This window comes from Agreia sp. PsM10 (assembly GCF_030433855.1).
In the GTDB taxonomy this organism is placed as follows: domain Bacteria; phylum Actinomycetota; class Actinomycetes; order Actinomycetales; family Microbacteriaceae; genus Agreia.
This window is the reverse complement of the sequence record NZ_JARUXC010000001.1, coordinates 147,559-167,073: the sequence shown is the minus strand read 5'-3', so window position 1 is coordinate 167,073 and position 19,515 is coordinate 147,559. Positions and strand designations below refer to the sequence as shown.

The following is a 19,515-nucleotide window of genomic DNA, read 5'->3' as shown; positions in this document are numbered from 1 at the left end:
AACCAACCAGTTCGTACGAATAGGATCCCGCTTCTTCATGACGTCCCCCTCCACCGCCTCGACCGAGGCCGTCCACGATCACGCCGCACACCCCCGCAGGTGGTGGCTGCTCGCCGTCCTCGCACTCGCGCAGCTCATGGTCGTACTCGACGGCACGATCGTGAACATCGCCCTTCCCGACGCGCAGATCGAGCTGGGCATGAGCGACGGTGACAGGACATGGGTCGTCACGATCTACGCCCTCGCCTTCGGATCGCTTCTCCTGCTCGGCGGACGCATCGCGGACTACTGGGGTCGCAAGCGGTCGTTCATGCTCGGCATGATCGGCTTCGCCATCGCCTCCGGAATCGGTGGATTCGCCGCGACGACCGAGCAGCTGCTCATCGCCCGCGGCCTGCAGGGCGCATTCGCGGCACTTCTCGCCCCCGCCTCCCTCGCCATCCTGACGATCACCTTCCCCAACGGCAAAGACCGCATCAAGGCCTTCGCGGTCTACGGAGCGATCGGTGGAGGCGGCGCGGCCGTGGGCCTGCTGCTCGGAGGCGTGCTCACCGAGTACGCGAGCTGGGGCTGGTGCCTGCTGGTCAACGTGCCCATCGCCATCGTCGCGATCGTTGCTGGTTTCCCCCTGATCCGCGAGAGCCGCGCACACGGCAACACGCGCTACGACCTCCCCGGAACAGTGCTCGTCGTCGGCGGTCTCGCTTCGCTCGTCTACGGCTTCTCGCAGGCCGAGAACGGATGGGGCCGTTGGGAGACGATCGGCTTCCTCGCCCTCGGCGTCGTTCTGCTCGCCGCCTTCGTCTGGGTCGAGTCGCGGGCGTCCAACCCGCTCCTGCCTCTGCGGGTCATCCTCAACCGCGTTCGCGGCGGGGCATTCCTCGTCTCGCTCCTCACCGGTGCGGCGCTTCTCGGCGGCCTGCTCTTCCTCACGTTCTACTTCCAGATCGTCCTGCGCTTCTCGCCCTTGCAGTCCGGCCTCGCCTCGCTGCCCATGACGTTCACCATCATGATCGGCGCCACGGTTCTCTCGAGGTTCCTGCCCGTGATCGGCGTGCGCATTCCGATGACCGTCGGCCCGATCGTGGCCGCGGCCGGCCTCGGCTGGTTGTCGTTCATCACCGTGGAGGGCGACTACGTCGTCCAGGTTCTGCCCGGCGTCATCCTGCTCGGCATCGGACTCGCCTGCATCTTCGTTCCCCTGCAGAACGTGGCGCTCTCCGGCATCGACGAACACGACGCCGGAGTCGCCAGCGCGGCCGTGTCTGCGACCCAGCAGATCGGCGGATCGATCGGAACGGCCCTGTTCACCGCGCTCTACACCGCGGCGATCTCCGCTTACCTGGCCGCGAATCCCCCCTCCGAGACGGCGCAGCTCGAGGCCTTCGTGAGCGGTTACTCCACCGCCTTCCTCTGGGCTGCCGGGCTCATCCTGCTGGCCGCGCCGATCTCGTTCTTCCTCGTGCGTCCGTCGAAAGACGAGCTGATGAACGTGCCCGACGCGGTTCACCTGGGCTGAGCCCGAGCCACTACGGTGGAGGCACTATGAACACTGCCTCCACCCGGTCCGACATCCCGCTGTCAGGAACCGAATACGCACTGACCTTCGGCGACTACACCGCGCACATCGCGGGGGTGGGTGCCAGCCTGCGCACACTGCGCCATCGAGGCCGAGACCTCGTGGTTCCCTTCGACGCCGACGAGGTGCGTCCGGCCTTTCGGGGCGCCGTACTCGCCCCCTGGCCGAACCGCGTGGTCGACGGCCGCTACACCTTCCGTGGCACCGAGTACGAGCTGGCGCTCACCGAGCCGAAGCGCGGCCACGCGCTGCACGGCCTGGCTGCCTGGCAGGAGTGGTCGCTCGTGGCGGCGGGCGAAGCCTTCGTCGAACTGGCCTTCCGCGTCGAGGCCCAGACGGGTTACCCGTTCCGCATCGACCTGATCGCTCGCTACGAGCTCTCGGCCGACGGCTTGTCGACCACCATCCGGGCCGCGAACACGGGCCCGGATGCCGCACCGTACGGAACCGGCCCGCATCCGTATCTCGTCGCGGGGCCGGGCCGCGTGGACGACTGGTCGCTCCAATTGCCCGCACGAGCCGTGCTCACCGTCACGCCCGACCGGCTGATCCCCATCGACCTCGCCGACGTCGAGCTCGAAGACGACGGAGCGTTCGACTTCGTCGCATCCCGCCCCATCGACTCGACGTTCATCGACCACGCATTCACCGAGCTCGAGCGGGATGCCTCGGGACTCGCCACCGTGCGGGTCACCACCCACGACGGCTCGTCAGGCGTCGGCATCAGCTGGGGAACGGAGTGCCAGTGGGTCCAGATCCACACGGCAGACCAGCCCGAGCCGGCGATCAACAGGCTCGGGCTCGCGGTCGAACCCATGACCTGCCCGCCCGACGCCTTCAACACGGGCACCGACCTCGTCGTGCTCGACCCGGGCGAGGAGCACACCGCCGGTTGGACGATCTTCGCCCTTTAACGGACTCGTTCCCTGAGCCTGTCGAAGGGATGCACGCAGGCAAGGCTCAGGGAACGGCCTGTGCAGTCGAGCCGCGGTTACTCGACGACGTCCTCGTCGACCCAGTCGAGGGTCTTCGTGACGGCCTTCTTCCAGTTGCGATAGAGGCGCTCGCGCTCGGCGTCGTCCATGTTGGGCGTCCACCGCTGATCTTCCTGCCAGTTCTTGCGCAGGTCGTCGAGGTTGTCCCAGTAGCCCACCGCGAGGCCGGCGGCGTAGGCGGCGCCGAGGGCCGTGGTCTCGGCGACCACCGGACGCACGACCGGCACGTTCAGGATGTCGGCCTGGAACTGCAGCAGGGTGTCGTTGGCCGTGGCTCCGCCGTCGACCTTGAGCTCGGTGAGCGGCACACCCGAGTCGGCGTTGACCGCATCCAGAACCTCGCGCGTCTGGAATGCGATGGACTCCAGCGCGGCGCGGGCGATGTGGCCCTTGTTCACGAACCGGGTCAACCCGACCAGCGCGCCCCGGGCATCCGATCGCCAGTGCGGCGCGAAGAGGCCCGAGAAGGCCGGCACGAAGTAGGCACCGCCGTTGTCGTCGACCGTCTTCGCGAGCACCTCGATGTCGGGAGCGCTCTGGATGATGCCCAGATTGTCGCGCAGCCACTGCACCAGCGAGCCGGTGACGGCGATGGAGCCTTCGAGGGCGTAGTGGGTCTCGCCGTCGCCGAGCTTGTAGCCGATGGTGGTGAGCAGGCCGTTCTCGCTCTTGACGATGTCGGTGCCGGTGTTGAAGATCAGGAAGTTTCCCGTGCCGTAGGTGTTCTTCGCCTCGCCCTTGTCGAAGGCGGCCTGGCCGAACGTGGCGGCCTGCTGGTCGCCCAGGATTCCGGCGACGGGCACCTCGCGCAGCAGGCTCGAGTCGGACACGGTGCCGTAGACCTCGGAGGACGAGCGCACCTCGGGGAGCATCGACTTGGGAACATCGAACGCCTTCAGGATCTCGTCGTCCCACTCGAGGGTCTTGAGGTCGAGGAAGAGAGTGCGGCTCGCGTTGGTCACGTCGGTCGCGTGCACACCGCCGTTGACGCCGCCGGTCAGGTTCCAGAGAACCCACGTGTCGGTCGTTCCGAAGATGAGGTCGCCGGCCTCGGCGCGCTCGCGGGCGCCTTCGACGTTCTCGAGGATCCAGACGATCTTGGTGCCCGCGAAGTACGTCGAGAGAGGAAGGCCGACCGTGTCCTTGAAGCGGTCTCCGCCGCCGTCGGCCGAGAGGCGGTCGACGATGGACTGGGTGCGGGTGTCCTGCCAGACGATGGCGTTGTAGACCGGCTCGCCGGTGTTCTTGTCCCACACAACGGCGGTCTCGCGCTGGTTCGTGATGCCGACCGCGACGATGTCGTGGCGCGTGAGGTTGGCCTTGGAGAGCGCCTGGCCGATGACCTCGCGGACGTTGTCCCAGATCTCCTTCGGGTTGTGCTCGACCCAGCCCGCCTTCGGGAAGATCTGCTCGTGCTCCTTCTGACCCGTCGAGACGATTCCGCCCTCGTGGTTGAAGATGATCGCGCGGGAACTCGTGGTTCCCTGGTCGATCGCAATGACGTACTTGCTCATGACTAACTCCTTCGTTATGTGGTTCTGCTGAGCCGGGATGGTGAGTTACGTGAGGATGGGGAGAAGCGGTACGGCGGCGAAGCCGGCCAGCACGCCTCCGACGATGGGGCCGAGGACCGGGACCCAGGAGTAGGACCAGTCGGAGGAGCCCTTGCCCTTGATCGGGAGGAGGAAGTGCGCAATGCGCGGGCCGAGGTCACGGGCCGGGTTGATGGCGTACCCGGTCGGGCCACCGAGGGATGCGCCGATCGCGATCACGAGGATCGCCACGGGAAGAGCACCCAGGGCCGCGAGGCCGCCCTCACCCTGCCTGCCGCCACCGAAGCCGATGACCACGAACACCAGCACGAACGTGCCGATGACCTCGGTCAGGAAGTTCCACCCGTAGGAGCGGATCGCCGGTCCCGTCGAGAACACGCCGAGCTTGTTGGCCGCGTCGGGCTCTTCGTCGAAGTGCTGCTTGTAGGCGAGCCAGACGAACACGGCGCCGATGATCGCACCCAGCAGCTGGGCGGCGATGTAGGTGAGGATCGACACGATGTTCACGGGAACGCCGGAACCGAACTCGGTGGCGCCGTTCGCGACGAGGCCGAGGGTCACGGCGGGGTTCAGGTGCGCACCACTGTTGTACGACACGATCACACCCGAGAACACGGCGAAGCCCCACCCGATGTTCACCATCAGGAACCCGCCATTGAAACCCTTGTTCTTCACGAGAGCGACGTTGGCGACGACGCCGCAACCGAGAAGAACGAGCAGGGCCGTGCCTACCAGTTCAGCGAGAAATACAACTCCGAGATTGTCCACGTTGACCTTCCTTGTGTGACGTCCACGTCACCTTGATGAGAATGAGGGGCCGACCGACGTCGGCCCCTCCATGACGCTAGCGATCAGTCGTCGAGTCCAACAACAGATTCGCCTGCACGTCTGTTCAGACTGCGCGCGCTCACTCCGCCGCGACGACGGCCGCAGAAGCGGTCGCCGACGCGTCGAGCTCGAGTCCGTGGAACAGCGCGAGGTCCTTCACCGCGACGGCGCGCTCCTCTGCGAGCTGCTCGGCCGACCACCCGAGCGCCTCTGCGACGACCGAACTCAGCTCATCGAACGCGGCCTGGTCGAGATCTCCCACGAAGGCCAGAATGGTGCGGCGGAGCACCAGGTCGGTGAGGTGCACGACGAACTCGTTCTCGACGAGGAAGGCGATCTCCGCGGCAGAGAATCCTGCGACGTGAGCGAGCGCCTCATCGTTGGAGGAGTCGGCCAGTGCTCCGATGACCCGGTCGGCCTTGGTTCCGTAGCGTGCCAGCAGGGCACGGGCGCGGTCGGCACCCAGATCGGATGCGTGTGCCGCGACCCAGGAATCGCTCGCCTGAGGGGTGGTCGGGAACCCGACTCCGCCACCGATGGGAAGCTTCTCGGTGCTGACGCTGCGGGTGCGACCGATCAGCTCGAGCGTCTCGTTGGTGAGGTGCTCGGAGAGCGCACGGAACGTGGTCCACTTTCCGCCCACGAGGCTCAGCATGGGAACCTTCGAACCGCCACCGAGGCGCGACGGCTCGATGCGGTAGTCGCGGGAGACGAATCCGGGTGCGGTGTCGTCGTGCTTCGGCAGCGGACGGATGCCGGAATAGCGGTAGACGATCTGCGAACGGTCGACGGGGATGCGTGGGAAAACGTGCGACACGAGTTTGAAGAAGTAGTCGACCTCCTCCTCCGTGCACACGGCGGGCTTCGTGATGTCGGCCTCGAGGTCGGTCGTTCCGACGAGGACACGGCCGTTGAGCGGGTAGATCAGCACGATGCGGCCGTCGTTGTTCTCGAAGAAGACCTCGCCGCCCGCGCAGGCCTTGTAGAGGGCCGGGTTGTCGAGCACGATGTGGGAGCCCTTCGTACCGCCCATGAACGTGCTCGGCATGCCGAGTGCGTCGTTGGTGAGGTCGGTCCATGGCCCCGTCGTGTTCACGACGGCGTCGGCGGCGATGCTGAACTCCCGACCCGAAACGGTGTCTCGAAGAACGACCTGGTCGCCCCTCACGCCGATCGCCTCGACGTAGTTCGCACTGCGGGCGTGCGTGCCGGTTGCGCGGGCATCCTCGACGAGATCGAGCGCGAGGCGCTCGGGGTTCTCGACGGCGGCGTCGAAGTACGTGGCCGTGTACTTCACGTCGGGGCGCAACTGGGGCAGCTTGGCGAGGGACTTCTTGCGGCCGGCGAACTGGTGGCGCGGAACGGATCCGCCGTCGCGCGAGAACGAGTCGTAGCCGAGCAGGCCGAGCTTGATCAGCAGCGCGCCGCGCTCCTTCGGCTTTCCCTGCTTGTGGGTGAGGAAGCGCAGCGGGGCCGAGACGATGCCCGAGAACGTCGAGAAGATGGGGATCGTCGTGGGCAGGGGCTTCACGTAGTGCGGAGCCAGGCGGAGCAGACGGTTGCGCTCCTGCACCGATTCGCGCACGAGACGGAACTCGCCGTTCTCGAGGTAGCGCACGCCGCCGTGGATCATGTGGCTCGAGGCCGCGGATGCGCCCGAGCAGTAGTCACTGCGCTCGACGAGCACGACATCCACACCCTGCAGGGCGAGGTCGCGGAACGTCGCGATTCCATTGATGCCACCGCCGATCACGAGCACCTGTGCTCGGGGGTTCTCGACGAGCCCGACGACATCGGGCCGGAGTTCCGGCTGGCTTGAGGGGGAAACGACTGGTGCACTCACTGTGTACTCGCCTTCGTGTAAGTAAGTTCCTTGATTACCCCTTGAGTCTGACACCTGCACACAATTGTTCAAGCGTTATGCACAGACGTGCACGGCGTGGAAGAATGTCGGCATGACCATCGCTTCGGCCGACCAGCACGCTGAGAAATCGCGCGACGCCCTGCGCGCCGCCCAGCTCTACTATCTGCAGGACATCACCATGGAGGCGATCGCCCACGAGCTGCACACATCGCGCTCGTCGATCTCCCGACTGCTGAGTTTCGCGCGTGAAACCGGGCTCGTCGAGATCCAGGTGAAGTCGCCGGCCGAACGCGTCTCGACATCGCAGCAGCGCATCCGCGAGCGCTACGGCGTGACCGCGCACATCGTGCCCGTGCCCGCCTCGACGAACGAGGTCGACCGGCTCGAACGCGTCGCCGTCTCGGCTGCACGCATTCTCACCCCCTTCGTCGACTCGAACATGACCGTGGGCATCGCCTGGGGGTCGACCATCAGCGCGGTGAGCCGCCACATTCCCGAGAAGGTGACCCACAACACGACACTGGTGCAGCTCAACGGAGCAGCCAACTACCAGACGACCGGCATCGTCTACGCGAGCGAGATCATGACGCGTTTCGGCGTGGCCTTCGGGGCTGCGGTGCAGCAGTTCCCCGTTCCCGCCTTCTTCGATGACGCCGAGACGAAGCAGGCCATGTGGCGCGAGCGCGCCATCCGGCGCGTCCTCGACATTCAGAAGCGCATGGACATCGCGCTGTTCGGCCTCGGCTCGCCCTTCGCCGACGTGCCCAGCCACGTCTACATCGGCGGCTATCTCGACGAGTCCGACTACGCATCCCTGACCGGCTCCGACGTCGTGGGAGACGTCGCAACAGTCTTCTATCGCGCTGACGGGTCGTCGACCGACATCCCCATGAACTCCCGCACCAGCGGACCCAGCCTCGAACTGGTGTCGCGTGTCGCCCGCCGCATCTGTGTCGTGAGCGGAAAGTCGAAGCTTCCGGCCCTGCGAGGGGCCCTGGCCGCAGGTCTCATCACCGATCTGATCATCGACGAGCCCACCGCGCACCTTCTCACCGACGACGTGGCCTGACCGCGCGAACCGGCGTCGCCGCGTCATACTGGGGTATGGCGCAGACCGTATTCGAACGCTCCCGACCGTCGGCACGCATCGTGGAGCACGCACTGAGCGCAGCCGTGCAGCGTCCGTTCTGGATCGACGACATCACCCAGCCGCGCAGGCACCGCCTCGACGCGCCTGTCAGCGCCGACCTCGCTATCGTCGGAGGAGGCTACAGCGGCCTGTGGACCGCCGTCCTCGCCAAGCGCCGCCATCCGGATGCGCGGGTGGTGCTTCTCGAGGCCAAGACGGTCGGCTGGGCGGCATCCGGGCGCAACGGAGGCTTCGTCGAGGCGAGCCTCACGCACGGCGACGACAACGGACGCAGTCGCTTTCCCTCCGAGATCGATCGCCTGATCGAGCTCGGCCTCGAGAATCTCGACGAGATCGAACGCGCGGTCGACGAGTATGCACTCGAGTGCGACTTCGAGCGCAACGGGGCCCTCTCGCTCGCCGTCGAGCCCTACCAGGTCGATGCCCTTCGCGCGGCGACCACCGACGAGCACACGGTGTTTCTCGACACCGATGCCGTGCGGCGTCAGGTCGACTCCCCCACCTACCTCGCCGCCCTGTGGGAGAAGCGCACCTCCGCCCTGGTGCACCCCGCCCGACTGGCCGCCGAACTCGCGCGGGTGGCCGAGGAGCTCGGCGTGGAGATCTTCGAGAACACTCCCGTGCGGTCCATCTCCTCGAGCAGCGGCTCCCCCACCGCGCCCGTGACCGTCGTCACCGACAACGCCCGGGTCACCGCCCGTCGGGTCGCCCTCGGAACGAACGTGTTCCCATCGCTTCTCCGTCGCAACCGGCTCGCGACGGTGCCCGTCTACGACTACGTGCTCATGACCGAGCCGCTGAGCGACGAGCAGCTCCGCTCGATCGGCTGGGCGAACCGGCAGGGGTTGGGTGATGGCGCCAACCAGTTCCACTACTACCGGCTCTCCCACGACAACCGCATCCTGTTCGGCGGCTACGACGCGATCTATCACTACGGAGCTCGGGTCCGCCCCTCCTACGAGGACCGTCCCGAGACCTTCCGCCGACTTGCGGAGCACTTCTTCACGACCTTTCCCCAGCTCGAGGGCCTGCGCTTCTCGCATCGGTGGGCTGGCGCGATCGACACCTGCACCCGGTTCTGCGCGTTCTACGGCGCGGCACGGCAGGGTCGCGTGGCGTATGCGGCGGGCTATACCGGCCTCGGCGTCGCGGCCACGCACTTCGCGGCGAACGTGATGCTCGATCTGCTCGACGGCGAGGTCACGGAGCGCACGAGTCTCGAGATGGTCCGCCGCCGTCCACTCCCGTTTCCGCCGGAGCCGGTGGCCTCCCTGGGAATCCAGACGACGAGATGGTCGCTCGACCGGGCCGATCACCATGGTGGGCGCCGAAACGGCATCCTCAAGGCTCTGGATGCCGTGGGGCTGGGTTTCGATTCCTGACCCCATGCCGGGCTGAGGCCCGGTATCCTGAAAAACGGCCTGCCCGACCCCGCGACGGTTTCCGCTCGACCCGGACACCGAAGGAGTTCAATGACTTTCGACGCCCTCTCCCCCGAACCCGAGAACCCGCCCCAGAACGAGTCGAACCGCGCGCCCGCGCCGGCGCAGACCGACTCGCCCCTGGTGCTCTCGGGGCGTGACCGCTTCGCCATCAGGCTCATCGATGCTGCAGTCAAGGTGGGATCCGAGGACTTCCAGGCGCGCTACCGTCCTGTCACCGACGAGCTCTTCAGCCACCACCTCATCGACCCCACGGCCAAGCCGGCCTATGTGCAGCCCGAGCTCGAACCGATCGTCAACCTCGAGACCACCGAAGACCCTCTCGAGATCATCCGTCTGCACCTCGACAGCGTCATCGAAGACCGGCAGGCCCGCGACGAGGCGAGGATCAACGCCGAAGCCCACCTGACAGACGTGTCGGCGCAGCTGGCCGAGTCGCAGGCGCACGCAGCCGATCTGCAGCAGCAGCTCATCGACCAGACCGCACGGGCCGAGGCCGCCGAGGCCGAGGTCGACAGACTGCGTGCCGAGCTCCAGAACCAGGTGGCGTCTCTCACGGCGCAACGCGAGGCCGAGGTCGCGGGGCTGCACCAGCAGCGCGAGTTCGAGGTCGGCGAGCTGTCGACTCGACTGGCTGCCGAGGTCGCCGCACTCACCGCCCAGCGCGAGGCAGACGTCAGCGCCGCCCACCAGCAGCGCGAGGCCGAGCTGGCCGCCCTTTCGAACGAGCGCGACGCGCACGTCGCGGCCCTGCACCAGCAGCGCGAGAACGAGCTCGTCTCGCTGTCGACTCAGCGCGACGCCGATCTCGCCGCGTTGCAGCAGCAGCGCGACTCCGAGGTCGCCGAGCTGAACTCTCGACTCGCCGCCGAGGTCGCCGCTCTCACGAGCCAGCGCGAGAACGAGGTCGCTGCCCTGCGCAGCGAGCGAGACGCGACGATCGCCGGCCTGCACGCCCAGCGCGAGACCGAGGTCGCTTCGCTCACCGCAGAACTCGCCGAGCTCCGCGCCCAGCGCGACGCGCAGGTCGCCGAACTCACCGCGCGACTCGAATCCCAGGTGGCCGAGCTCGAGGGAACCCGCACGACCGATGTCACCGCGCTGGCCGCGGAGCACGACACGCAGCTCCGCGCGATCGACGAGGCCCACCAGCAGCAGATCGACGAGCTGAAGGCGGCGCACGACGCACAGGTGGCCGAACTCGCGGCCAGTCACGAGCGCCAGACCACCGAGCTGATCTCCGAGAAGGAGGCGCTGGCTGCTCAGCTGCAGGCGGGCTCGGCACACGCCGACAGCGGTCTGCCCGACGTTCACGACGATCTGGCCGCGGCCATCGCTCGAGCCGAGCAGGCGGCATCCGAACTCGAGGCCAGCCGGGCGCAGATCGCGGCGCTGCGCGAAGAACGCGACCGCAGCGACGCCCAGCGCGACGCCGCCATCGAGGAACTCGACGGCGTCACCGCCCAGCGCGGCGAGTGGGAGAACCGGCTCCGGCTCACCGTGGCCGCTCTCGCCGACGCCGACGTCGTCGGCGACTGGACAGAGGACAACGCTCCCGAGCAGCGGCTGGTTCAGTTCGTGCAGTCGACCACCTCGGCCCTCGAGCAGAAGATCAGCCGCATCGAGCAGATCGCGACCGAAGAACTGGTCGACGAGACCGAGACCAACGAATACGCGATCGGTGCGAACGACGCTGCCGTACGCGTGCTCAACGCCCTCGACGACATCGAGTCGGACGAGACCGTCGACGCGTCGTAGTCGTGGCACAGACCCTCGACCAGGCCGAACTCGATGAGCAGCTGCAGCTCGGCTCTCCGTGGATCACCCTGGTGTGGAACGACCCGGTGAACCTCATGTCGTACGTGTCGTACGTGTTCCGCAGCTACTTCGGGTTCTCGAAGCCCGAGGCCGAGCGTCGGATGATGCAGGTGCACACGGAGGGGCGTGCGGTCGTGGCCACGGGAACTCGCGAGGAGATGGAGCGGCACGTCGAGGCCATGCACGAATTCGGCCTGTGGGCGACGCTGCAGAAGGTCGACGCATGACTCCGTTCGTTCGTCAGGGCGACCTCATCGGTGCGTCGTTCGAGCGAGCTGAGGCCGAGATCCTCGTGACGCTCGCCACCGACGTCCATTCGCTTCTCGCCGACGCCGACACGCTCGATCCCGACTCGCAGAGCTCCCGCGCCCTCGACAGGCTGCTGCCTGCCGCCTACGGCGATGGGGCCGAGAACGATGCCGAGTTCCGTCGATTCACCTCTGAAGGGCTCGTCGAGCGCAAGGTGCACAATGCCGAGCTCCTGGTCGAGGCCTTCGGTGAGCGTGACGAGTGGGCGGGCGCCGTGCGGGTGAATCTGGATGCGGCGGCCGCGAGTGCATGGTTGCGCAGTCTCACCGACATCCGGCTCACCATCGCGGCCGGTCTGGGCATCGAGCACGACGGAGACGAGCTGCTCATCGACACCGATGATCGCTTCGTGCTCGAGGTGTACGGCTGGGTCGGCTTCGTGCAGGAGTCGCTGCTGCGCGCCCTCGATCCCGACTTCTCCTGACCCGTTGGGACTCCGCGTCCCATCCAGCATTTCGGGCGTGACCTCGCGACCGCGAGACTGGAGGATGGACGATCCACGGGGAGTATGCGCATGGCAGACGATCACGGCACCTCGATCGAGCGAGCCCGGCAAGGTCGGATGACGTCGGAGCAGATCCGGCGCCGCATGTTCGACGCCGCTCTGGCCACGACCGGCACGCGCGGCATGACCCTGGGGTTCCCCGGCCTGCAGATGGACGACGTGATCGCCGCGGCCGGCGTGTCGAAGAGTTCGGTCTACCGGCTGTGGAAGTCGAGAGACGCGTTCATCGGAGAGCTCCTCAACGAGGCGGCGGCCACGTTCGCCGACCAGCTCAGCGACGATCGCGCCCTGCGCACGGCTATTGAGATCGTCGCCTCCCGCCCTGATCTGCACGCGACGGCAGACGGGCGAAGGAGGCTCATCCTCGAACTCATCCGGGTGGTGCTCGAGCAGAACTACTACAGCACGATCGACTCCGCAGCGTGGCAGTCGTTCCTCGCCACCTCGGCAGCCCTTCTCGCCGACGACGGCAGCGAGAGCCTGCGCAGGGTTGCCGAGACCCTCCGCCGCGGAAGCGACCGCTTCGTCGAAGCCATGGCCTCGTTTCACGAGGCCATGGGACGATTGTTGGGCTTCAAGCTGCGCGACGACTTCGCGGGCGGTTTCACCCTCTATGCCGTTCTCGGGTCCGCGATCGTCGAGGGGCTCGCCGTGCGCCACCTCTCGAACCCCGCCGTCACAGACAATTTCTACCTCGGCCCGCCGACCCTCACCGATGAGCCCACCGAGTGGGCTCCGTCGGCGATCGGCTTCCTCGCCATCTACGACGCCTTTCTCGTCGTCGACCCGGACTTCGATCCTCGGACGATCGACGCCTACCTGAAAGAACTCGCGACTGCGACCGGGGCCGATTCCGTGCCCCCTGCCGACGCGTGACTCCCCATCGCGCCCACGGGGAGGCCATGACCGCATTCATGCGCGCCGACGCGCGGATCACGCGGCGCGAGGCGATCCTGGAGCTCGGCTCCATTCTCCGGTTTCCTTTGGAGGTCGACGACGACGGCGCCGAGTACCTGCGGCCGACATCCGACACCACGCTTGACGTGTACGTCGACGAGGTCGACCCGCACTACCCGCTCGTGCTCACCATCTGGCACTGGAAGAGCCAGGCGGACGCCCGGACCGCGGTGTCGGAGCTTCAGCCGCTCATCGCCCGGTCGACGGGGTGGACGGTCATCGCGCAGGAATGATGAGGCGACGGGCGGCCCGATGCGCAGGTTCTACGGACTCGACACACGACCAGGGCAAAAATCCCCATAGACCGGAGCGCAATCGCATCCGGCTTCACCGCGCTCAGCCTCCGCTCCGTGAAGATCGCCGAGTTGTCTATCAACTCACCCAGTACAACGGCGCTGATCGCGGCATCAGATGCGATTCCGAGTGCCTACCGAAGCATCGGTGCGAGCAGCCACCGTGGCCGCATGAAAGAGCACCGTGCCCTCGACCCGTCGCAGCTCGAGAAGCATCGTCGATCCTCCTCCGCGTGCCGTGATCGCATGCCGACTCACGTCAGCCAACCACGCGCTCACAGGTTGCTCCGTGCCTGTGCGACACCAGCGAGAAAGATTCGCGCTGGATCGTCACAGCAGAGCTTGACGGCCCCCATGAGGCAGGTCTTGTCTATCTCGGCTACGGTGCTAGAGGCAGCTCGCGCCTCGCCCGTTTTTTTGCACGCTCGCGTCGACGCTCCGGAGCACCGCCCGCTGTCAAAAGTACAGCTGTGAATCCGAGAAATGCCGCACAAATCCACCAAGCATTGTGCGTCCACCACTGGAGTGGCGGACTTCCGTACCAAGACAGCGGGAAGGACAAGTTGGTTCTCCCCGCTTGGTGAAGGGCCGCGTAGTCGAACACGACGGCCCAGAGCCGGGTGTCGGCGTTGCCGCCAGGAATCAACTCCAGATCCCCAGGCCGCGGACCACCACGCGCTTCGATCGCGACCACAGCGGGATCCGATGTCGTCACCTCTGCCAACGCTGGGTAACGCTCTGACGAATGGTCGAGGGCTTCATCGACCCGGTCGTCTTCGGATACATTCGGAAGGCCACCTTCATTACTGAAGTACAGGACTGATTTGTCGTTGAACTCGTCATCAATCACCGGTGGACGGGCCCCGTCACGTTCCGACGAATAACTGAGTATCATCCGCGTCCGAGCGCGGGAGTCGGACCGCAGCGTCACAGGAACGGTTTGCCCCACGTAGTTCGTTTCGTCGATTCGAGTCGAGGTGAAGCGGAAAGGGCCAGCCAGTTCGTCATAAGAGTCGAACCATCCGATCTTCGCCAGAGACTCAGCGCCCTCGTAGCGCGCAGTGAGTGTCAACGATTCGCCCGACGTGAGCGTCACGCGGATCTCGGCTGGTGCTTGGAACTGTGGTCCCACGCCCGGTACAACTGGCACGCCGACACCGAACGCGACGAGAGCGTGAATTCCCGCCAGCAGAATGGCCACAACCATCAGAACCCGAATGTTGCCTGCACGTCTTGTCACGTTGTCCATTGCGCGGATTCAGACCTGAGGTAGGAGGCGATTGCCGCGCCCGATCTTGACGGGCTTCCCATCCAGATTGGCAACGAACCGAAGAAAGCGACGCTTTCTTGAATACGCCTGCGCCACGATCACACTCTGCGCGTCGCCCGACTCGTACCCCTCCGCGATCAACGCGTCCGTGCGAACACCACCGACGGTGATGTAGCCGTCAGCCAGGAGCACGGCCCGAAGAACCCCAGGGCCGCTCGTCATAAGCGCCGCCCGTGCAACTTCTCGTCCGTCCTCCAGATTTCCTGCGGCTGTCCGTGTCATGGTGCGGTTATTCTCCGTGTCCTCCGAGAAGACGAACACACCGGGCGCACCACCGTCCGTCACGATTCGGCCGCCATACGTCAGCGCCTCGAAGATGAGGTCGTACAATTCGATGCGCTCTTCCATCTCCTGCATATCCATGGGTTCCTCTTTCTTCGTCGGGATCGACCGCCAACCTGTCGGGCGTTCACTCCACCGCTGGGGCTCAATCGAGCCTGTGTTGTAGTCCGCTAGGTGCTCGTGATCGCGGTGGATTTCAGCACCTCACTGGACGCTGCATGGGCGTCTCCGCCCGATGAGCAGGTGACATCCACGTACAAACCGGCGAGGACGTCCGCATATGCTCCGGAGTTGGGATAGTCGTAGGCGAGTTGGACATCGGATAGCCACCCCTGGACGTCGGTGAATTCCCAGCCCAAGGACACAGCGGAGGCGGGCTACCGGGACGAGCGGACGCGACGGCGAGCCGTCAGCACGATGACACCGAGCACCAGGGTCATGCCGCCTAGAACCACTGGGGCGACCGGGTCGGTGCCTGTTTCCGCCAGTTGCGGCTTCACTGCGGATTCAGGCTCTGCAGGTACGGGTACCTCGTCGACAGCGTCGCTGTGGTCCGCAGCGGCCGGGATCGATGGTGACTCAGTGGGTGGGTCGGTCGGAGAAGCGAGATCTCCGACAACGTCGAACGGTACTGCCGAGTAGTAAGCACCGTACGGACTGAACGATGGGAAATACCCGTAGATGAGTGCCCAAGTCTGGCCCTCGGGGAGGACGTGGTTCATCACCTCCGGCGTGTAGGGAGGAACGGAAAACGTCGAATTGTCCTGTCGCAGCACCGTATGGGCGGGCATTCCTTCGACGTGCCCGTACGCGCCGGTGGCCAAGTCCATGGTGCCGATCTCGTAAACGAAGATGTGATTCGGCAGCCCGTTCTCCCCGAAGTTGACATCCTCGACGGTGAAACCGAAGCCGTCTCCCCACGAGCCGGCGTCGTAGCTCGTTGTTGCTAGCGTGACCGTTTCGCCGTCGATGGGATCGGTTGCGTGAAGTGCCAGAGCTGGTGCGGCAGTTACGCCGACGATGGCGGCTGTTGTGAGCGCTGTTCCAACGAGAAGTCGTCGGACGGTACTGAACGAAGACATGGTTTCCTTCTGAGTTGCCCCCAACAGACCCGATGCTAGCGCAATCCAGCACAGTCCGTATTGCAATGACGCGTGGCCTCGAAAGGTCACGAGCATCGAGTCGGTCACGCGGGCGGCGCCGGACATTGCGCCTGCGAGGTTCCGTCTCGGCTCGTCCATGGCATCAACATGCTCGCCAGCTGAGAGGTGAGAGCTGCTGCACGGCCACGGCGGCGCACGCACTGGAGAGGAAACCGCGCCCGCGTTGTTTACTCGACTGAACATCAGCCCAGCCGGAACCGATCGCCTGCGAGTGCCCGAAGACTGTCTTCCTGACTGTCACGTCGAGTCAGCAGATGTAGACAATCAAAACAAAAGGCCCGGAATCTCAGTGATTCCGGGCCTTTCTTCTGTTGCGGGGACAGGATTTGAACCTGCGACCTCTGGGTTATGAGCCCAGCGAGCTACCGAACTGCTCCACCCCGCGCTACCTGTTAAGACTAACACAGGGTTCGAGGGGTTCAGACCACGGTGCCGGCTCTACTGGCCCTGGGCCGCCAGAGCCCGGTCGAGAGCGGCCTGCAGCTTGGCGTCCGCCTCGCCGTAGGCCGTCCAGTCGCCGGCCTTCATCGCGGCGTCACGGTCTGCGAGGGCGGCCTTCGCGTCGAGCAGTGCCTGGGTGAGTCCCCCGGTGTCGGTGGACGGCGTATCGGTGGACGGCGTGCCGGCATCCGGTGTCGTGCCCGCCGTGTCGTCGGGTGTCGCCGTGTTGCCGCTGTCGGTCACGGGAACGGACTCGTCGCCCGCGACTGCGCCGGAGTCGCCGCCGAACAGCTCGTCGAGAGCCGCGTCGAGCGTGTCTTCGAAGGCGATCTTGTCTCCGAACGCAACGAGGATCTTCTGCAGCAGCGGGTAGCTCGTGCCACCCGTCGACTGCACGTAGACGGGCTGCACGTAGAGAAGTCCACCACCGACCGGCAAGGTCAGCAGGTTTCCACTCTTGACCTCCGTCTCGCCCTGCCGCAGCAGGTTGAGCGCCTGCGACACGGTCGGGTCTGTCGTGAAGTTGTTCTGCACCTGGCCGGGACCCGGCACCGTGTCGTCCTTCGGCAGGGTCAGCAGCCTCAGCTTGCCGTAGTCGTCGGAGACCTTGCCGTCTTCGGATCCGGCGTTCGAGTCGACCGCCAGGTATCCGTTCAGCACGTTTCGACTGCCCTCGCCAGTATTCACCGGAATGAAGGTCGAGTAGAGCGAGTACGACGGAGCCTCCTGGCCCGGCATCTGCAGGGTCAGGTAGTACGGCGGCTGAAGCGTCGGGCTCGCGGACGGCGCCGTCGGGTCGTTCGGCGTGGTCCAGGCGTCTTGCTTGGAGTAGAACGATCCCGCGTCGGTGACGTGGTACTCGCCGAGGATGGCTCGCTGCACCTTGAAGAGATCGGCCGGGTAGCGCACGTGGCTCAGCAGGTCGCCGCTCATGTCGCTCATGGGCTTGAGGGTCGACGGGAAGATCTTCTGCCAGGTCTTGAGCAGCGGGTCCGTGTCGTCCCACGCGTAGAGCGTGACCTTGCCGTCGTAGGCGTCGACAGTGGCCTTCACCGAGTTGCGGATGTAGTTGATGTCGTCGACCGCGAAGGCGGGCCGCGGCGTGTAGGTGTCGGCGATCACGTCGGAGAGGCTCTCGGTGCGCGAATACGGGTAGTTCGCGCTCGTCGTGTAGCCGTCGACGATCCAGACGACCTTGCCGTCGACGACCGATGCGTAGGGATCGGAGTCGATGGTGAGGTACGGAGCGACCTTCGACACGCGCTGCGCGGGATCGCGGTCGTAGAGGATCTGCGACTGATCGGTGACACCGTCTGAGAGGAAGATCTGCTCGGACTGGAACTTGAGCGCGTAGACGAGGCGGTTGAAGACATTGTCGAGCTTCGGCCCGCCGTCGCCGGCGAACGTGGTGTACGTCTGCTGCTCGCCCTCTTCACCCGACGGGTAGTCGAGCTCGTTCTTGGGCCCGCCCTCGGGGCCACCCACGATCGAGTAGTCGGGGCTCGACTCTCCGAAGTAGACGCGCGGCTCGTAGTCGCCGAGATCACCCGTCGAGGGGATGCCGGACTCGAGGAACACGGGCTGCCCGTCGACCGAGCGCTGGTTGCCGAACGCGGCGACCAGACCGTAGCCGTGGGTGTAGACGATGTGCTGGTTGTACCAGGTGTTCGAGGTGCCCAGACCGTCGAGGTTCAGGTCGCGCACGGTCGTGACAGCGTCTTGCACGGTGCCGTCGATGTTGTAGCGGTCGACGTCGAGGTACTGCGGGAACTGGTAGTACTGCCGGAACTGCTCGAGCTGCTTGTACGTGTCGGAGATGAGAGCCGGGTCGATGATGCGGATGTTCGCGGTCGTGACCGCATCCTGCCTCAGTGCGCCCGCGGTGGCGTCGGTCGTGGCGTCGTACTCGGTCTCCTCGACATCGGACACGCCGTAGGCGTCGCGCGTCGAATCGATGTTTCGCTGGATGTACTCGGATTCGAGCGACCGCTCCGACGGGTCAACCTGGAAGCGCTGCACGACCCACGGATACAGCGATCCGAGGATGAGGCTCGACACGATGAGCAGCACCGTGCCGATGATGGGCAGGCGCCAGCGGCCGATGACGGCGGCGACGATGAAGAGCAGCGCCACGATGCCCGCGATGCCCGCGAGGATCGACAGTCCGGGAATGGTTCCATTGACGTCGGCATAGGTGGCACCGGTGATGAGCTTGCCCGTGCCGTTGGTGACCGTGGAGTACTGGTCGAGCCAGATGCTGGCCGCCTGCACCGCAAGATAGAGGGCGGCGAGAATGGCGATCTGGATGCGTGCCGTCTTCGAGATGCGCACCTCGCGACCCGCGACGCGGATGGCGCCGTACAGGTAGCTGGTGGCGAGCGCGGCGATGCCGGCTACGAGGATGACGGCAGACGCGAAGCCGACGACGCCGCGGAAGAACGGCAGGTCGTAGAGGAAGAACGAGATGTCGAGCCCGAACTGCGGGTCGGTCTCGCCCGTGGGAGTGCGGTTCAGGTACATCAGGGTGAGCTGCCACCGTGACGCCGTGGCGACACCGGCGAAGATGCCCAGCACGACCGGGATACCGATGGATGCGAGACGACGCAACGGCTCGACGATCTGCTGGTAGCGGTCGAGCTGCGAGTTGAGCTTCGCGTAGACCGGTCGCCAGCGGAAGGCGATCTCGATGGACGCCCAGACAGGGATGGCCATGGCGAGGAAGCCGACGAAGAACATCACCCCGCCCGCGGCCCACTGGGTGGTGAGCACGTCGACGAAGCCGACCTGGTCGTACCAGAGGATTTCGGTGTAGAGATTGGAGAAAGCGAAGAACGCGATTGCGAGAGCAACGACGATGGCGATGGTGATCGCCAAGGGTGCGCGGGATCTTCTGATGGGCTTCTCGGCGGTTTGGGAAGTCACGTGTGGGGGCCTCTTTACAGCGGTGCGGTGTCCGACCATCCTAGACAAGGCAGGCTGAGAACTCCCCCGTCGGGCGTTGCGCCT

General features: G+C 65.9%; 16 protein-coding genes and 1 tRNA gene. 9 read left to right on the top strand and 8 right to left on the bottom strand.

The genetic code is table 11. From position 1 onward, the window contains the following. Nucleotides 1–37: 37 nt before the first annotated feature. The gene (locus QCD70_RS00795; protein WP_301213215.1) at nt 38–1,519 is read left to right on the top strand and encodes an MFS transporter; all 1,482 of its coding nucleotides are present in this window, start codon (nt 38–40) and stop codon (nt 1,517–1,519) included. Between the two features lie 26 nt (nt 1,520–1,545). Further along, nucleotides 1,546–2,493 carry an aldose 1-epimerase family protein gene (locus QCD70_RS00790; protein ID WP_301213214.1) on the top strand — a complete coding sequence of 316 codons (948 nt, stop codon included), beginning with the start codon at nt 1,546–1,548 and terminating at the stop codon, nt 2,491–2,493. 77 nt (nt 2,494–2,570) lie between these two features. Here QCD70_RS00790 and glpK read toward each other — a convergent pair whose 3' ends face one another. From glpK to QCD70_RS00775, 3 genes are all read right to left on the bottom strand, one after another. Further along, nucleotides 2,571–4,088: a glycerol kinase GlpK gene (glpK, locus tag QCD70_RS00785; protein ID WP_301213213.1), complete on the bottom strand. Its 1,518-nt coding sequence runs from the start codon at nt 4,086–4,088 to the stop codon at nt 2,571–2,573. 45 nt (nt 4,089–4,133) lie between these two features. Then, nucleotides 4,134–4,895: an MIP/aquaporin family protein gene (locus tag QCD70_RS00780; RefSeq protein ID WP_301213212.1), complete on the bottom strand. Its 762-nt coding sequence runs from the start codon at nt 4,893–4,895 to the stop codon at nt 4,134–4,136. A gap of 139 nt (nt 4,896–5,034) precedes the next feature. Continuing rightward, nucleotides 5,035–6,798: a glycerol-3-phosphate dehydrogenase/oxidase gene (locus QCD70_RS00775; RefSeq protein ID WP_301213211.1), complete on the bottom strand. Its 1,764-nt coding sequence runs from the start codon at nt 6,796–6,798 to the stop codon at nt 5,035–5,037. Between the two features lie 112 nt (nt 6,799–6,910). Here QCD70_RS00775 and QCD70_RS00770 point away from each other — a divergent pair, with 112 nt between their 5' ends. The 7 genes from QCD70_RS00770 (at nt 6,911) to QCD70_RS00740 (ending at nt 13,233) form a co-directional block, all read left to right on the top strand. Further along, nucleotides 6,911–7,888 carry a sugar-binding transcriptional regulator gene (locus QCD70_RS00770; protein WP_301213210.1) on the top strand — a complete coding sequence of 326 codons (978 nt, stop codon included), beginning with the start codon at nt 6,911–6,913 and terminating at the stop codon, nt 7,886–7,888. A gap of 35 nt (nt 7,889–7,923) precedes the next feature. Continuing rightward, nucleotides 7,924–9,351 carry an NAD(P)/FAD-dependent oxidoreductase gene (locus QCD70_RS00765; protein WP_301213209.1) on the top strand — a complete coding sequence of 476 codons (1,428 nt, stop codon included), beginning with the start codon at nt 7,924–7,926 and terminating at the stop codon, nt 9,349–9,351. A 90-nt stretch (nt 9,352–9,441) separates the two neighbouring features. Next, a complete protein-coding gene (locus QCD70_RS00760) occupies nt 9,442–11,169 on the top strand; it encodes a hypothetical protein (RefSeq protein ID WP_301213207.1) in 1,728 nt (575 codons plus the stop codon). 2 nt (nt 11,170–11,171) lie between these two features. Beyond that, entirely contained in the window at nt 11,172–11,456 is a 285-nt protein-coding gene (gene clpS / locus QCD70_RS00755) for an ATP-dependent Clp protease adapter ClpS (RefSeq protein WP_301213206.1), read from the top strand. After that, on the top strand, nt 11,453–11,962 hold the full coding sequence (locus QCD70_RS00750) for a DUF2017 family protein (protein WP_301213205.1): 510 nt from the start codon (nt 11,453–11,455) through the stop codon (nt 11,960–11,962). Before clpS ends, QCD70_RS00750 begins: the two co-directional genes overlap by 4 nt. 90 nt (nt 11,963–12,052) lie before the next feature. Next, a complete protein-coding gene (locus QCD70_RS00745) occupies nt 12,053–12,919 on the top strand; it encodes a TetR/AcrR family transcriptional regulator (RefSeq protein ID WP_301213204.1) in 867 nt (288 codons plus the stop codon). 26 nt (nt 12,920–12,945) lie between these two features. Continuing rightward, nucleotides 12,946–13,233, top strand: a complete 288-nt coding sequence (locus QCD70_RS00740; protein WP_301213203.1) for a hypothetical protein — start codon at nt 12,946–12,948, stop codon at nt 13,231–13,233. Nucleotides 13,234–13,672: 439 nt separating this feature from the next. Here QCD70_RS00740 and QCD70_RS00735 read toward each other — a convergent pair whose 3' ends face one another. From QCD70_RS00735 to QCD70_RS00715, 5 genes are all read right to left on the bottom strand, one after another. After that, nucleotides 13,673–14,542: a hypothetical protein gene (locus tag QCD70_RS00735; protein WP_301213202.1), complete on the bottom strand. Its 870-nt coding sequence runs from the start codon at nt 14,540–14,542 to the stop codon at nt 13,673–13,675. Between the two features lie 9 nt (nt 14,543–14,551). Beyond that, a complete protein-coding gene (locus QCD70_RS00730; RefSeq protein WP_301213201.1) occupies nt 14,552–14,986 on the bottom strand; it encodes a hypothetical protein in 435 nt (144 codons plus the stop codon). A gap of 296 nt (nt 14,987–15,282) precedes the next feature. Beyond that, nucleotides 15,283–15,987: a hypothetical protein gene (locus tag QCD70_RS00725; RefSeq protein WP_301213200.1), complete on the bottom strand. Its 705-nt coding sequence runs from the start codon at nt 15,985–15,987 to the stop codon at nt 15,283–15,285. Between the two features lie 392 nt (nt 15,988–16,379). Next, nucleotides 16,380–16,453, bottom strand: a tRNA-Met gene (locus QCD70_RS00720). Between the two features lie 53 nt (nt 16,454–16,506). Beyond that, the gene (locus tag QCD70_RS00715; RefSeq protein WP_441004894.1) at nt 16,507–19,470 is read right to left on the bottom strand and encodes a UPF0182 family membrane protein; all 2,964 of its coding nucleotides are present in this window, start codon (nt 19,468–19,470) and stop codon (nt 16,507–16,509) included. Between the last annotated feature and the right edge of the window lie 45 nt (nt 19,471–19,515).